Below are 15,240 nucleotides of genomic sequence, written 5' to 3'. Positions count from 1 at the left end.
CGCCGAGGAGATGCGCGGTGACCTGGCGGACCCGATCACGCCGCTGCTGGCCACCGGCGCGGCGGCCAGCGCCCTGCTCGGTTCCCCGCTCGACGCCGTCCTGGTCGGCAGCGTGCTGCTGGTCAACGCCGCCCTGTCGGCCGAGCAGCAGCTGCACGCCGAGCGCACGCTGAATCGCCTACTGGCCGTGCAGGATCCGCCGGCGCGACGCCGGGTCGGCGCGCTGGACACGCAGCGCCGCGAGAAGGTGCCGACCAAGCGGCTGCGGCCGGGCGACATCATCGAAGTGCACGCCGACGAGGTGGTCCCCGCGGACGCCCGGCTGTTGCACGCCTCGAACGTGGAGGTCGACGAGTCGACGCTGACCGGCGAATCGCTGCCGGTGTCCAAGCAGACCGAGCCCACGCCCGGCGCGCCGCTGGCCGAACGGACCTGCATGCTCTACGCCGGCACCACGGTGGTCGCGGGCACGGCGGTGGCCGTGGTCACCGCCGTGGGATCGCGGTCGGAGATGCGCAGGGCGCTGGCGATGGCGCCGAGGAAGCTGCAAGAGATCGGGCTGCAGCGGCAGCTGCGGCACATCACCCGTCGGGCCCTGCCGTTCAGCGTGGCCAGCGGCGGCCTGGTCGGGTTGCTCAGCGTGGCCCGCGGCACCGGGCTGCGCGAGGCGGTGTCCAGCGCGGTCACGCTGGTCGTAGCCGCCATCCCCGAGGGCCTGCCCCTGGTGGCGACCCTGGCCCAGCTGGCGGCCGCCCGCCGGCTCACCGGCGAATCGGTGCTGATCCGCAACCCCCACTCGGTGGAGGCGTTGGCCCGGCTGAACGTGGTGTGCTTCGACAAGACCGGGACACTCAGCGAAAACCGGCTCAAGGTCAAGGAGGTGCGCCCGCTGCCGGGCTACGCCGCGGCTGCGGTACTGGACGCGGCGCTGGGCACCAGCTATGCCCGGCACAGCCACCGGGTCGATCACGCCACCGACGACGCCATCCACCGGGCCGCCGCCGACCCGGCCCTCCGCGGTGACGGCTCCACGCCGCAACGGCTGACCCGCGACGCGTTCCTGCCGTTCCAGTCCGGCCGCCCGTTCGCCGCCGCACTGGTCGGCACCCGGCTGACCATCAAGGGCTCGCCCGAGGTGCTCTCCTCGGCGTTGCTGCAGCACGACCACTCCTTGACCAGGCAGATCGACGAGATGGCGGCGGGCGGGCTACGGGTGCTGGCCGTGGCCGAGCGGACACTGAGCCAGCAGGAAGCCTCAACCGCCGCAACGGATCCGGATTACCTCGAGACCCTGTGCACCGGCAGCCTCACCCCGATCGGCCTGCTCGGGCTCGCCGACACGCCCCGGCCCGCGGCGCACGCGGTGCTCAAGGAACTCGCCGCGCGTGAGATCGGCGTCCGGCTGATCACCGGTGACCACCCGGCAACCGCCGCGGCGATCGCCCAGGAAATGGGGCTCGACGTCACCCCCGATCAGGTGATCACCGGCAGCGATTGGGAAGCCCTGTCCGCCGACGGGCGGGCCGCGGCAGCGTCTTCGGGGGTGGTGTTCGCGCGGATGACGCCGGAACACAAGATCGACGTGGTCCAGACCCTGGAGCGGTCCGGTCTGGTCACCGCCATGGTCGGCGACGGCGTCAACGACGCCGCCGCGATCCGGGCGGCCAGCGTGGGCATCGGCGTGGCGGCCCGCGGCAGCGACGCGGCCCGCACGGCGGCCGACGTGGTGCTGCTCGACGAGCGGATCGAGGCGCTGATCGACGCCCTGGACGAGGGCCAGCAGTTGTGGCGGCGCGTGCAATCGGCGGTGTCGATGCTGTTGGGCGGCAACCTCGGCGAGGTGTGCTTCGCCCTGATCACCACCGTCCTCACCGGGCGGTCGGTGCTCAACGCCCGGCAGATGCTGTTGGTCAACATGCTGACCGACGCGCTGCCCGCCGCGGCGCTGGCCGTCAGCCCGCAGGCGGCCACCGACGAGGTCAGCCGCGACGAGGCGGCCATGTGGCGGGCGATCGGAATCCGCGGCGCGGCAACCACAATCGGCGCGACGGCGGGCTGGGCGATGGCCAGCGTGACCGGCCCGCCGCGCCGCGCGGCGACCGTTGCGCTGATCGCGCTGGTGGGCGCGCAGCTCACCCAGACGCTGGTCGACTCGCGCGCCCCGCTGGTGGTGCTGACGTCCGTCGGCTCGCTGGGCGCGCTCGTTCTCGTGGTCAGCACCCCGGGGCTCAGCCAGGTGTTCGGCTGCACGCCCGTGGATCCGCTGGCCTGGGGTCAGGGCCTGCTGGCCGCGGTCGCGGCCAGCTCGCTGTCGGCGGTCGCCCCCGACTTGCTGCTGCGCGCGTCCCAGAGCGTGCAGCGCCGGATGGTCGGCGAATGATGTCGCGGTCGAAACCGGTTGGCGGCACTTGTTGTTCATGTCTGGTAAACCCCGCGGTCACTTCTCCGGGTCGCGGGCCGGTCACGCCGGCCGTACCGTTTGCGGTACGACGGCTAACTCGAAAAGGTAAGCGAGCAGGTGGTTGAGATGGAGCGCGACAATCGGTTGCGGCTCAAGCCTTATCGGTCGGTATCGGAGCACATCGACGGCGCCTGGTGGCCACAGTCGACCAACTTGGTCGAGGAGCTGCCGAAGTTGCTGACGGCGTTGTCCGAGCGGATGGGCCGGATCGTGATGGTGGGCTACCGCCGCAACGGCTGGGACGAGACGCCGGCCCTGGTCGAAGTCGCCGGGCACACCGTCGAACTGCTCGGCTTCACCAGCGACGAGCCGACCAGTGTCATCCTGATCGGCGAGAACGGCCGCCACGTCACGCTGCAGGTGATCCGGCCGGACACCGGCGAGGAGGCGGCCCGGCAAGCGCTCGAGCGCGCGGGGAAACCCGGCGACGCCGAGCCCGCCCCGGCCAGCCGCTCGACGGTGGCCCGATCGGTGGCCGACGTCGCCGACAAGCTGGCCCGTCACGAAGGCCTGGGCGACGAGCGCCGGACCGCCCAGATCAAGCGCTGGAGCGAGGAGGCGGCGAGTCAGTTCGTCGACGCGCCGGTGCAGACCTTCGTGCCGATCCTGGTCGAACACATCGTGCGCAACCGCATGCTGGAATCGCGGCCGCACGACCATCGGCGACCATCGTTGACGGCGTAAGCCGAACCGCTGGCTGCATCGCAAAGTAGCGACCGGATGGGCATCCAGCCGCGGGACTGGCTGGAGGTCACGGCTTCGGCCCCCGGCACACACCCCGACCCCGCCTTCCTCGACGGCCCGGCCGTCGTCGAAAAGCTGTGCAGCGACGCCGAATTCGGCTTGACCGGGGCGGAGGCCGCCCGCCGGCTCACGGTGGTGGGCGCCAACGACATCGAGAGCGTCGCGCCGGCGCCGGCGTGGCGAAAGCTGCTGGCGCAGTTTCGCAGCCCGCTGATCTACCTGCTGCTCGCCGCGCTGATCGCCTCGCTCGCGGTCTGGGCCGTCGAGGGGGCCGGCGGCTGGCCCGTCGACGCCGTGGTGATCGCGGTCATCCTCGTGCTCAACGCGCTGCTGGGTTACGCGCAGGAGGCCCGCGCGGAGCGCGCGGTCGGCGCGCTGGCGCGGATGGCGGCGACGTCGGCGACGGTGGTCCGGGACGGGGCGCGGCGCACCGTCCCCGCCGGCGAACTGGTGCCCGGCGACGTCCTGCTGCTCGCCGAGGGCGACGCGGTGGCGGCGGACGCGAGGCTGCTGTGGGCCGCGGGCCTCGAGGTGTCCGAGGCCGCGCTGACCGGCCTGAGTGAACCCGTGCCCAAAGCCGCCCAGACGCTGCCCGACTCGGCGGATCGGGACGACAGGGCCGACATGGTGTTCAAGGGCACCGCGATCGCCAAGGGCGTCGGGCGGGCGGTGGTGACCGCGACGGGGATGGCGACCCAGACCGGTCAGATCGCCGGGCTGGTGCGGACCGTCGACCACGAGGCGACGCCGCTGCAGCGCGAGGTGGCGCGGGCCAGCAGGCTGCTGGGCATCGCGGTGCTGGTGATCGCCGTCGTGGTGATCGCGACCATTCTCCTGGTCTTCGGCATCCACGGCGCTCACGACGTGGTGACTGCGGTGCTGCTGGGTGTCTCGCTGGCCGTGGCGGCCGTTCCGGAAGGCCTGCCCGCCATCATGTCGGTCGTGCTCGCGCTGGGGATGCGGCGGATGGCCGGCCGGAACGCCGTCGTCAAGGAACTGTCGTCCGCCGAGACCCTGGGCTCGGCATCGGTGGTGTGTTCGGGCAAGACCGGCACCCTGACGACCGGGGAGCTGACGATCGTGCGGGTCGTCACGCCCCTGGGCGAGGTGAAGGTCACCGGCGCCGGATACCGGCCCGAGGGTCGCCTGGAGCGCGACGGGGTCGCCCTGTCCGAGGGCGACGACTTGTGGCGGCAGGCCGCGCTGGTGCTCGACGGGGGTGCTGCCGCCGGCGCGGCCACCCTGCGCGAGGAGGACGGCCGGTGGACGGTCCAGGGCGATCCCGTCGACGCGGCCTTCCTGGTGGCGCACCGCAAGCTCGACGACGGCTCGCGCCCGGCCCCGGCGCGCGTGACGACGGGCGACCCCGGCGGGCTGCTCGACCGCTGCACGTACCTGCAGGCCGGCCGGCGGCTCGCCCCGCTCGACGAGTCGGCCAGGGCCACGATCCAGGGCGAGGCCGAGCGGCTCGCGCTGGACGCCCTGCACGCGGTGGCGGTCGCCTACCAGTCGGACGGAAACCTGGTCTACCTGGGCATGGTGGGCATCACCGATCCGCCGCGACCGGAGGCCGCGGCGGCGATCGCCGAGGCGCGCCGGGCGGGGGTGAGGGTCGTGATGATCACCGGCGACCACCCCCGGGTGGCGGCGCGCGTCGCCCGCAAGCTGGGCATCGAGGACAGGGTGGCGGCCGTGTCCGGCGCTCAACTGGCCACCCTGGACGACGAGCAGCTGCGGGAAACCGTGCGCCTGCACTCGCAGTTCACCCAGGTCGATCCGGCCGAGAAGCAGCGCATCATCGACGCCCTGCAGGCCGACCACGAGATCGTCGCCGTGACCGGGGAGGGGATCAACGACGCGCCCGCCCTGAAATCGGCCGACATCGGCATCGCCATGGGCCGCAGCGGCACCGACGTCGCCAGGGAGGCGGCGAACATGATCCTCGCCGACGACAACTTCGCGACCATCGTCCACGCCATTCGGGAGGGCCGGGGCATCTTCTCGAACATCAAGAAGACGCTGCGCTACCTGCTCTCCTCCAACATGGGCGAGATCTTCACCGTCTTCTTCGGCGTGGTGCTGGCCGGGGCGGTCGGCCTGGCGCGGGACCACTCCATCGCGCTGCCGCTGCTGGCCACGCAGATCCTCTGGATCAATCTGCTGACCGACGGCGCGCCGGCCCTGGCGCTGGGCGTGGACCCGCAGACCGAGGAGCTGATGAGCCGGCCGCCGCGCTCGGCGTCGGACCGGGTCATCGACGCGCGGATGTGGAACAACATCGTCGTGATCGGCGCGGCCGTGGCCGCCGCCACGCTGTTCACGATGCACCTCTACGCGCCGGACGGTCCCCTGCCGTCCTCCGTGGACACCGCCCGCACCTCGGGCTTCACCGTGCTGGTGATCGCGCAGCTGGTCAACACCATCAACGCCCGCTCGGAGACGACGACCGCGTTTCGCGGGTTCTTCGCCAACGGGTGGTTGTGGGCGGCGATCGGGTTGTCGGCGCTGCTGCAGGTGGCCGTCGTTCAGCTGCCCGCCCTCAACACCGCCTTCACCACCACGCCGTTGTCGGCGAGCCAGTGGCTGGTGTGCATCGGGATGGCCAGCACCGTCCTGTGGGTGAGCGAAATCCGCAAATTCATCCTGCGGTCATCAGGGTCGTGATCGCCTCGATGTCGGCCGGCCCGGGCAAACCCCAGTCGGGCTGGTAGCCCAGCAACTCGTTGACCTGCACCGTCTTCATGTCGATGTCGAGCAGTTCGATGGCCTCCAGCGGCACCAGCGCCGGATGGACGTAGCCGCAGGTGCGGGCCAGCTGGGCCAGTTCGAAACGCAGGGTGGCCAGGTAGTTGGCGCAGCGCACCGACTTCAGGTCCGGGTCGAGGCCGTGCTGCAGCCACGGCGACTGGGTGGCAACACCCGAGGGGCAGCGGCCGGTGTGGCAGCGCTGGGCCTGGATGCAGCCGATGGCGAACATCGCGGTGCGCCCGACGCTGACCATGTCGCAGCCGGTGGCCAGCGCCAGCAGCGCGTTCTCCGGGATGCCCAGCTTGCCCGACCCGACGAACACCACGTCGTGGTGCAGGCCGTGCTCGGCGAAGGCACGGTAGACCCGAGGGAGCGCCCACTTGAACGGCAGGGCGACGTGGTCGGTGAAGACCAGCGGGGCGGCGCCGGTGCCGCCCTCGCCGCCGTCGACGGTGACGAAGTCGACGCCGGTGCCGGTCCGGGCCATGCGCGCGGCCAGCTCACACCAGAACCGCTCTTCCCCCACCGCCGACTTGATGCCCACCGGCAGCCCGGTCGCGGCGGCGATGGTCTCCACCAGCTCCAGCAGCCCGTCGACGTCGCGGAACGCGGAGTGGCCGGCCGGGCTCTTGCAGTCCACCCCGGCCGGCACCCCGCGGATGGCGGCGATCTCGGGGGTGACCTTGGCGCCGGGCAGCACGCCGCCGAGGCCGGGCTTGGCGCCCTGGCTGAGCTTGATCTCGATGGCCCGGATCGCCGGCGTGGCCGCGACCCGGTCGACCAGCCGGGGCAGGCTGAACCGGCCGTCGTCGTCGCGGCAGCCGAAGTAGCCGGTGCCGACCTGCCAGACCAGGTCACCGCCGTTCAGGTGATATGGCGACACCCCGCCCTCGCCGGTGGTGTGCAGGGCGCCGGCCAGCGCGGCCCCCTTGTTCAGGGCGGTGATGGCCGCGCCGCCGAGCGCGCCGAAGCTCATTCCGGAGACGTTGACCACCGACGACGGGCGGAAGGCCTTGGCGCGGCCCCGCGCGCCGCCGAGCAGCTTCGCCGCCGGCAACGGAACGGCGGGGTCCGGGTGCTCGGGCGCGTCCGCGGGCGCCGCGACGGGAAACGCCGCGTGCTTGATGATCGGGTAGTTGTGCACCCGTTCGAGGTCGTTGTCGGTGCCGAAGCCGAAGTACCGGTTGGCCAGCTTCGACGACGTGTACACCCAGCGCCGCTGGTCGCGGCTGAACGGCCGCTCGGCGTCGTTGTCGGTGACGATGTACTGGCGCAGCTCGGGGCCGACCGCCTCCAGGAGGAACCGCAGGTGCCCGATGATCGGGTAGTTGCGCAGGATCGTGTGCCGCCGCTGCAGCAGATCCCACCCCGTCAACCCGGCCAGGCCACCGCCGACCAACGCGGCGACCGCGCGCGGCCTCAAGAATCGAAATTCGTGTAGACGCCCAGCACGTCGCGGGCCGAGACGATGCCGACCAGCGCGCCGTCGCGCTCCACCAGCACGTGGCGGATGTAGCGGTCCATCATCCGGGCGGCGACCTGGTCCACCGAGGCCTCGGCGTCGCACCACACCAGTTTCGTGCTGGCCACCTCGGAGACCGGGGTGGTGGCGGGATTTCGCCCCGCGGCCACCGCCCGCACGATGTCGCGCTCGCTGACCAACGCGGCCGGCCGCGGGTCGTCGCCGATCACGATCGCGCCCACGTCGCAGGTCACCATGGCCCTGGCGACGTCGGCGATCGTGGCGTTGATGGGTACGCGTGCCACGGGGTCGCCGGTGATGGTGGCGATCGGGAGGGACCCCGTCGGAGAAATGTCAGTCACGTCCACCATGCTCGCCAGCCGGTGGCGGACCTTTCTAGTGACCTGAGTCCTCAATCCGCGTCCATCCGGCCCTAGCCGTCGCCGGGGCCTGGGATCAGGCTGGCACCCATGGGCGCTGTGGCACGTGAGCGGCTGGGCCGCTGGGTGGAGCCGGTGCTGGCCGCGGCGACCGTCGTCGCGTTGGCGGCCGGGGGGATCGCCTGGCTGGCGGGGGCGCCGCGGGTCGCCGACGGCTGCTGGATCGCCGGCACGGTGGTGGCGGTGGTCCCCGCGGTGGTGTGGGTGCTGGCGGCGCTGCGCCGGGGCCGGTTCGGGGTCGACTTGATCGCGGTGTTGTCGTTGGTCGGCACGCTGCTGGTCGGCGAGTACCTCGCGGGCGCGCTGATCGCGGTGATGCTGGCCGGCGGGCGGGCGCTGGAGGCCGCCGCCGAGCGCCGCGCGTCCCACGACCTGCGGGCGCTGCTCGAACACGCGCCGAGGTTCGCCCGCCGCCGGGTGGGATCGGCGGTGGACGTCATCGCGCTCGCGGACGTGGCGATCGACGACCTGCTGGTGGTGGGCCCGGGCGAGGTGGTGCCCGTCGACGGGCGCATCGCCGGCGCGGTGGCGGTGCTGGACGAATCGGTCCTGACCGGCGAACCGCTGCAGGTGGAGCGCGCCGACGGTGAGCCGGTGCGCAGCGGCGTGGTCAACGCGGGCAGCGCCTTCGAGATGCGGGCCACGGCCACCGCCGACGACAGCACCTACGCGCAGATCGTCCGCCTGGCCGCGGATGCCGGGGCCCAGAACGCGCCCGTGGTTCGGCTCGCCGACCGGTACGCGGCCTGGTTCCTGCCACTGACCCTGGTGGTGGCCGGGGCGGCCTGGCTGGCCAGCGGGTCGCCCGTGCGGGCGGTCGCGGTGCTGGTGGTGGCGACGCCGTGCCCGCTGTTGCTCGCCGCGCCCGTCGCGATCGTGTCCGGGTTGTCGCGGGCGTCACGGCGTGGTGTGGTGATCCGCAGCGGGGGCGCTCTGGAAAACCTCGGGCACGCAACCACTTTGGTGATGGACAAGACCGGCACCCTGACCATGGGACGCCCCGCCGTCATCGACGTCGCCGCCGCGCCCGGACGCGACGCGATCGAGATACTGCGGGTGGCGGCCTCGGTGGATCAGATGTCCCCGCACGTGCTGGCCGAGGCGATCGTCACCGCGGCGCGGGCCCGCGACCTGGAGCTCTCGCTGCCCACCGAGGTGGTGGAGGAACCCGGCCAGGGCGTCACCGCCACCCTGGACGGCCGGCGGGTACACGTCGGCAAGCTCACGCAGGGCGCCGCGCACGCGGAATGGGCGCGGGCGGTGGTGAATCGCGCCCTGCTGGACGGGGCCGCGATCGCGTGGGTGTGCGTCGACGGGCGACCCGTCGGCGCCGTGTTGCTGCGTGACCCGCTGCGCCGCCACGCGCCGCGCACCCTGCGCCGGCTCCGCGAGGCCGGGCTGAACCGATTGGTGATGCTGACCGGGGATCGCGCCGAGCCCGCCCGCGAGGTCGCCGCCGTGCTGGGTCTGGACGAGGTGTACGCGGAGCAGACCCCGGCCGACAAGGTGGCCGCCGTGCGCGCCGAGTGTGACCGCGCGGTGACCGTGATGGTCGGCGATGGCGTCAACGACGCGCCCGCCTTGGCCGCGGCCACCGTCGGCGTGGCGATGGGCGCCCGCGGCGCGACCGCGTCCTCGGAGGCCGCCGGCATCGTGTTGACCACCGACCGGCTGGAGCGGCTCGCCGACGCGATGGACATCGCCCGCTGGTCGCGGCGCATCGCGGTGCAGAGCGCCGTCGTCGGCATGGCCTTGTCGCTGGCCGCGATGGGCGTCGCCGCCTTCGGGTGGCTGCCGCCGGCGGTGGGGGCGCTGGTGCAGGAGGGCATCGACGTCGCCGTGATCCTCAACGCGCTCCGCGCCCTGCGCGGCAATCCCGAGATCGAGGTCGACCTTCCCGCGCCGACGGAACAGCTGTTGCGGCGCTTCGATGCCGAGCACGACGAACTGCGCGACGCCGTGGACCTGTTGCGGGGCGCCGCCGACCGGTTGGCGGCCGCGGCCGACCAGTCGGCCCTGGAGGCGATCGGCCAGGCGTACGCCGTGCTCGTCGAGCGGATCATCCCGCACGAGCGCGCCGAGGAGACGCAGCTCTACCCGGCGCTGGCCCACCCGCTGGGCACCAGCGAGGCGACCGCCACGATGAGCCGGACCCACGCCGAAATCCAGCGCCTCTCCGACCGGATCGGCGCCCACCTGGCCCTGGCCCGAAGCAGCGGGGCGATCGGCGCCGACCAGGTCGACGACCTGCTCGCGTGCCTCTACGGGCTGCATGCCCTGCTACGCCTGCATTTCCTGCAGGAGGAGGAGAGCTATTTCACCCTGGCCGACGACGAGCCCAATGAACAGAAGCCCTTGGCGCACAAGCTATCCCGCTGACGGTGGCCGCTTCATGACCGTCCCGGGCAGCTCCGCGCCGATTTCGATGTCGTCGTAGTCGCGCCCGGCGCCCCCGCCCTTGCCACCCAGCGGCGGCCGCACCGGGACCATCGGGAGACCGGACGGCTGGGCTCCCCCCGGCGGAAGCGGGGACACCGCGGCGGCGAGCTGGACCGGTGGCTGGGCGCCGGGCAACATGCCCACCGTGGCGGGCGGCATGCTCAGCTTGCCCACCAGCACCGACACGCCCATCGCACCCCGGGGCGCCAGCCCCAGCCCGCCGGAGTTGACCGCGTTCGCCAGGTTCACCTCCGCCGTGCTCAACGCCGCCGAACCCTCAGCGAGGCCCTGGCCGATGTCGGAGCCGACGCCCTGCAGCGCCTGGGCCGCATTGATCTGCGCGACGTAGCTGAGCAGATTGACGGGGAAGCCGCCGGCGATGAATTGATTGCCCCAGGTGCTGAAATAGGCGAACCAGCCCTTGTTGGGGTCGAACGGGCTGACACCGAGCTGGTCGATTATCGTCCCCGCGTTGGACGTCGACGAGGCGGCCAGCAGGTTGGCCGTGGTCTGGGTGGTGCCCGTGGCGGCGGGCAACACGGCGGCCTGGGTGGAGACGCCGGAGGGGTTGGCGACGGGCGGCGGCGACGAGAACTGCGACAGCTTCACCGCGCTCAGCGAGGTCGCGCCGTAGCGGTACATCGCCGCCGAGTTGTTGACCCACATCGCGTTGTACTCGGCTTCCGTCTCGGCGATGGCCGGGGCGTTTATGCCGAAGAAGTTGGTGGCCAGCAGCATCGCCAGCCGCGCGCGATTGGCCGCGACGACCGAGGGATGCACCACCGTCCAGTGCGTCAATTCAAATGCGGCCGTTACGGTTTCAACCGAGGCGGCGATCTCCTGGCACTGCGCCGCGGTGGTGCGCAACCACGCCAGGTACGGCTCGAACGCCTGGGCCATCGCCATCGCCGACGGCCCTTGCCAGGTCCCGGCCAGCGACGCGAGCTCCGCGGTGTAGCTGCTGGCCGTCGCCTCCAATTCGGCGCCGAGTTCTTGCCACACGGCGGCGGCTTCGATCATCGACCAGGCGCCAGGTCCGGAGTGGATCAGCGCCGAGGTGACTTCGGGCGGCAGCAGCCCAAAATCGATCACGTCTCGCCCAATGGAAGAGCAGGGCGGGCGGCGAGTCGCGCCGTCGACCTATCCGGCGGCGAAATTCTGCTTCCGGAGTGGTGAGGAACCATCGTCGTTCCTCATCCCCCGCTGGGCGGTCGGTGTATCACCTTCTTCGGGAGTTCCGCCCCGTATTCAAGGTCTTCGAACTTCTGCTGCTTGCGCTTGCGCCAGCCGCTGCCCGCCGAGCTGCCCGGAGGCACCGGCATCATCGGCATGAGCGGCATGCCGGTGAGCCCGGGCTCGGCGGGCAGGGGCGACACCGACGATGCGAGTTGCACCGGGGTTTGCGTCGCCGGCAGCAGTCCCACCACCGCCGGCGGGGCGGTGAGCTTGCCCAGCGAGACCCCTACCCCCATCGCACCCGCGGCCGCGCCGCCCGGCGCGGCCGAGACGGCGCCCGCCAGCCTGGTGATCGACGACGCCAGCGCGCCCTCGCCCTCCGAGAGCCCCAGGCCGATGTCGCTGCCCACGCCCTGCAGCGCCTGCGCCGAGGTGTTCTGCGCCAGGTAGCTGAGCAGGTTGATCGGGAAGCCGGACGAGATGAACTGGTTGCCCCAGGTGCTGAAGTAGCTGAACCAGCCGGCGTTGGGGTCGAAGGGGGTGACCCCGAGCGAGTCGATGATGTTGCCCGTGCTCGACGCGCCGAGCAGCGACGCATTCGAGACCGCAGCCTGCTGGTTGACCGTCGACGACGGGTTCGCGATGGCCAGCGGCGAATTGAATTGGGACAGCGACGTGGTCGCTTGTGACGACGTGGCCTGATAGCGGCTCATCGCGGCCGAATTGTTCGCCCACATGGTCTGGTATTCGTCTTGCGTCTCGGCGATAGCCGCGGTGTTCTGGCCGAACCGGTTGGTGGCCAGCAATTGCAACAGCCGGGACCGGTTGGCGGCAACCACCGCGGGCGGGACCACCGCCGCGCGGACGGCGGTGAACGCCGCCGCGGCCGACTCCGCGGCGGCGGCCATCTGGTGGGCCTGTTGCGCGGTCTCGCGCAGCCAGATCAGGTAGGGCTGCACGGCCTGCAGCATCGCCATGGAGGACGGCCCGTCCCACGACTCGATCAACGACGACAACACGGACGCGTACACGCCGACCGAGTTCTCCAGCTCGACGGCGAGACTCTGCCACGCGCCGGCAGCCTCGACCAGCGAACCCGCTCCGGGACCGGAGTGGATAAGGGTCGAGGTGACCTCAGGTGGCGCGAATAGGTCCATCACATCTCACATTGTCTATGCCGAGTACGCGACCGGAAAATTTCGATTACCAGGTTGCAAAGAGACCGGAAACATTACGCATTCACCCCCCAGGGTGCCGCCCTAATCCTTCCCCGTCGAGTTCCGGATGTGACGAACGATATACCCGTGACATTAGGGTATCCAAAGGCTTGCCCGACGTGGCCTTTTTCCGGCCCGGCCGCCGGCTTCCTCAGACGGTCACCGACGCCCCGCGCGCGACCTTGCCAAGGCCTACAGGCCGGGCAAGCAGATGGGAGCGCCGTAGCAGGGCGGCGGGCCGAGCGGGCGGCGGGGCGCGTCCCCCTCCCACACGAATTGGCCGACGTTGCCCATGCCGCCGACGGGAACCCAGTACCAGTGGTGGCAGACGCCCATGTCCCACCGGACATCCGGCATCGGCAACGGCTGCCCCGGGCACCAGTCGTGCGGGACCGTGAAGTTGTCCAGGGGCAGTGGGCCGATGACTTGCGGGGCGGGATTGCGCTCCGCCCCGGCGGTGCCCGCACCGAGCCCCAGGCCCGCCACCGCCACCCCCACGGACAACAGTGCCCCGGTGACGACCTTCCTGACCTTGTGATTGTTCGACATGGCCTGCGCCTTTCCTCGACGCTGGATGCTGAGGACCAGTATCCGCTCGCGCTGCGCAAATGAGCTAACAATGACCGGATCGCTACCGATCCCACGAAGAGTCCCGCGCCGCGACCTAGCTGCATAAATATCGGCGGACGCGTGGCCGAGACTTAGACTTCCGCAATGTTCTCGGAGACGCGCTATGCGATGAACGGGGACTTGCGCATCGCGTATCGGGCGTCGGGTGAAGGTGTTCGCGACATTGTGTTCGTCCCGAACTGGTTCACAAACTGCGAGGTCTTTCCGGAGCTGCCGTCGATTCAGGGTTGGGTCGAGGCGGTGACATCGCTGGGTCGGCTGATCTTCTTCGACCAGCCGGGCACTGGGGCGTCAGATCCTGTCGAGCCTGGTGCCCTGCCGACCTTGGAGCAATGGGCCGACAGCATCACGGCGGTGCTCGACGATCTCGGGAGCGCTGAAGCGGTTCTCCTCTTGATCGATGGCGCGTTCGCGACCGGGGCCTTGTTCGCGGCAACACATCCGTCACGCACAACGGCACTTGTTGTACTGGAGGGCTACGCCGATCCGGTCGCCGAACGCACCGAGGGACCCACTCCCGAGGAAGTCGTTGCCTTGATGGGCTCCATGTGGGGAACGGGGGAGTTGCAACATGTGATGAATCCGGACATGCCGTGGAACGAGGAGATCCGAGCAACGTGGGCACGACTGGAACGCCTTGCGGCGAGCCCGGGAACCGTCGCGCAGATGTTTCCACTGCTGATCGAATTGGATGTGCGGGCGGTCCTACCGACAATCCGCGTGCCGACCCTGGTCGTTCAGCACGCAGACAATGCGTTGCTTGCGTCGGCCTCGGGCGAGTACATAGCGGATCACATACCGGGGGCAAAGTACGTTGAGCTTCCAGGCCGCAACATGCACCACTGGGTCGAGCCTTGGCGCGCGTCCTTTCAGGAGGTGGCGAAATTCCTGACCGGTCACCAAGCCGATGTTGCTGATGATCGTGTGCTTGCCACGGTGCTCTTCACCGACATCGTGGACTCGACGCGCCGCGCTGCGGAGATGGGTGACCGTGACTGGCACGCGCTGCTGGACGCACACGACGCCGTCGTGCGGTCGCAACTGGCCCGGTTTCGCGGCCGCGAGGTGAACACATCCGGCGACGGGTTTCTGGCGATGTTCGACGGCCCGCAGCGAGCGATCCGCTGCGCCATGGCGATTCGCGACGCGGTGCAGGCGCTGGGCATCGAGGTGCGTGCCGGGTTGCACACCGGCGAGTGCGAGGTCCGCGGTGATGACATCGGCGGGATCGGGGTGCACATCGGGGCGCGCGTGAGTGCACTTGCAGGGGCGAACGACGTGCTGGTATCCAGCACGCTGCGCGACCTCGTGATCGGGTCAGGGCTGGAGTTCGAGGACCGCGGCACACATCAGCTCAAGGGAGTGCCCGGCGAGTGGCGCCTGTTCGCCGTCGCTTCCAGGTAAGACCGCTGCTGGGGGTCGTCAGAATGGTGGCGGATCGTCATCGCTGTCGGGTGGGGCCGGCCCGCTGTAGCTCATCGATTCGGCTCGCCCGGCCATGCGGGCTTGGTGGTTGTCGCGGCGTTCGCTAGCTACCCGATAGGCGCGGTCTTGGGCGCGGGCACGGCGGCGCTTGGGCATCATCGCGCTGCGCTGGCCGCAGTAGTCCTGGGGCGGGGGGTCGGCCTCGGCGGCCGGTATGGCGCCGGTGGCGTGGCAGAGGCTGGGGAACAGCAGGGCGCTGCCCGGGGTGGTGACGTAGGTGCGCCCGGCCGGGGAGGTCAAGATCAGGGTGCCGTCGGGCAGCTGCTGTTCGCGCCAGCCCCAAAATGTCTTCACCAAATGGTGTGTGCGGCAATAACATTTGAGGTTGCTGGCATGGGTGGGCCCACCGGCGCTGTAGGGAATGGTGTGGTCGAGGTCGCAGGCCACCGCCGGGCAGTCACAACCCGGCCAGCGGCACGTCAAATCCCGGCACCGCAC

General features: G+C 71.0%; 11 protein-coding genes. 5 read left to right on the top strand and 6 right to left on the bottom strand.

Translation table 11 applies throughout. The features are described 5' to 3' along the window. From A5701_RS17905 to A5701_RS17895, 3 genes are all read left to right on the top strand, one after another. Positions 1 to 2,380 (top strand): cation-translocating P-type ATPase (locus A5701_RS17905; protein WP_156670144.1); only part of this gene is annotated, 2,380 nt, incomplete at its 5' end. A gap of 147 nt (positions 2,381 to 2,527) precedes the next feature. Beyond that, positions 2,528 to 3,145 carry a DUF5994 family protein gene (locus tag A5701_RS17900; RefSeq protein ID WP_067756539.1) on the top strand — a complete coding sequence of 206 codons (618 nt, stop codon included), beginning with the start codon at positions 2,528 to 2,530 and terminating at the stop codon, positions 3,143 to 3,145. A 36-nt stretch (positions 3,146 to 3,181) separates the two neighbouring features. Further along, positions 3,182 to 5,869, top strand: a complete 2,688-nt coding sequence (locus A5701_RS17895; protein WP_067756536.1) for a cation-translocating P-type ATPase — start codon at positions 3,182 to 3,184, stop codon at positions 5,867 to 5,869. Here A5701_RS17895 and A5701_RS17890 read toward each other — a convergent pair. Together A5701_RS17890 and A5701_RS17885 are read right to left on the bottom strand one after the other, a co-directional pair. Next, positions 5,844 to 7,376, bottom strand: a complete 1,533-nt coding sequence (locus A5701_RS17890; protein WP_067756533.1) for an FMN-binding glutamate synthase family protein — start codon at positions 7,374 to 7,376, stop codon at positions 5,844 to 5,846. The two genes, A5701_RS17895 and A5701_RS17890, sit on opposite strands and share 26 nt — an antisense overlap. Beyond that, positions 7,373 to 7,786: a CBS domain-containing protein gene (locus A5701_RS17885; RefSeq protein WP_156670143.1), complete on the bottom strand. Its 414-nt coding sequence runs from the start codon at positions 7,784 to 7,786 to the stop codon at positions 7,373 to 7,375. The genes A5701_RS17890 and A5701_RS17885 overlap by 4 nt, the downstream gene beginning before the upstream one ends. 99 nt (positions 7,787 to 7,885) lie before the next feature. Here A5701_RS17885 and A5701_RS17880 point away from each other — a divergent pair, with 99 nt between their 5' ends. Next, complete coding sequence (locus tag A5701_RS17880) at positions 7,886 to 10,234, top strand: heavy metal translocating P-type ATPase (RefSeq protein ID WP_067756528.1); 2,349 nt, start codon at positions 7,886 to 7,888, stop codon at positions 10,232 to 10,234. Here the strand turns inward: A5701_RS17880 and A5701_RS17875 are convergent. The 3 genes from A5701_RS17875 to A5701_RS17865 form a co-directional block, all read right to left on the bottom strand. Then, a complete protein-coding gene (locus tag A5701_RS17875; RefSeq protein WP_067756541.1) occupies positions 10,223 to 11,383 on the bottom strand; it encodes a PPE family protein in 1,161 nt (386 codons plus the stop codon). The two genes, A5701_RS17880 and A5701_RS17875, sit on opposite strands and share 12 nt — an antisense overlap. A 104-nt stretch (positions 11,384 to 11,487) precedes the next feature. Then, complete coding sequence (locus tag A5701_RS17870) at positions 11,488 to 12,627, bottom strand: PPE family protein (RefSeq protein ID WP_067756525.1); 1,140 nt, start codon at positions 12,625 to 12,627, stop codon at positions 11,488 to 11,490. 252 nt (positions 12,628 to 12,879) lie between these two features. Further along, complete coding sequence (locus tag A5701_RS17865; protein WP_067756521.1) at positions 12,880 to 13,236, bottom strand: hypothetical protein; 357 nt, start codon at positions 13,234 to 13,236, stop codon at positions 12,880 to 12,882. A gap of 165 nt (positions 13,237 to 13,401) precedes the next feature. Here A5701_RS17865 and A5701_RS17860 point away from each other — a divergent pair, with 165 nt between their 5' ends. After that, positions 13,402 to 14,721 (top strand): adenylate/guanylate cyclase domain-containing protein, encoded by a 1,320-nt coding sequence (locus tag A5701_RS17860; RefSeq protein WP_067756516.1) that lies wholly within the window; start codon positions 13,402 to 13,404, stop codon positions 14,719 to 14,721. An 18-nt stretch (positions 14,722 to 14,739) separates the two neighbouring features. On the opposite strand, the gene A5701_RS17855 is transcribed toward A5701_RS17860, so the two are convergent. Continuing rightward, positions 14,740 to 15,240, bottom strand: a 501-nt coding sequence (locus tag A5701_RS17855) for an HNH endonuclease signature motif containing protein (protein ID WP_197505009.1), incomplete at its 5' end; no start/stop codon positions are given.

The sequence above is a fragment of the Mycobacterium sp. E3305 genome (assembly GCF_001666785.1).
GTDB lineage: Bacteria > Actinomycetota > Actinomycetes > Mycobacteriales > Mycobacteriaceae > Mycobacterium.
The sequence above is the reverse complement of the archived record's forward strand: the minus strand, read 5'-3'. Positions and strand labels throughout refer to the sequence as shown.

Excerpts from the sequence above, each read along its gene's own strand:
- A5701_RS17900 (WP_067756539.1), top strand. The coding sequence starts at position 2,528 with ATGGAGCGCGACAATCGGTTGCGGCTCAAGCCTTATCGGTCGGTATCG.
- A5701_RS17895 (WP_067756536.1), top strand. The coding sequence starts at position 3,182 with ATGGGCATCCAGCCGCGGGACTGGCTGGAGGTCACGGCTTCGGCCCCC.
- A5701_RS17885 (WP_156670143.1), bottom strand. The coding sequence starts at position 7,786 with ATGGTGGACGTGACTGACATTTCTCCGACGGGGTCCCTCCCGATCGCC.
- A5701_RS17880 (WP_067756528.1), top strand. The coding sequence starts at position 7,886 with ATGGGCGCTGTGGCACGTGAGCGGCTGGGCCGCTGGGTGGAGCCGGTG.
- A5701_RS17870 (WP_067756525.1), bottom strand. The coding sequence starts at position 12,627 with ATGGACCTATTCGCGCCACCTGAGGTCACCTCGACCCTTATCCACTCC.
- A5701_RS17865 (WP_067756521.1), bottom strand. The coding sequence starts at position 13,236 with ATGTCGAACAATCACAAGGTCAGGAAGGTCGTCACCGGGGCACTGTTG.
- A5701_RS17860 (WP_067756516.1), top strand. The coding sequence starts at position 13,402 with ATGTTCTCGGAGACGCGCTATGCGATGAACGGGGACTTGCGCATCGCG.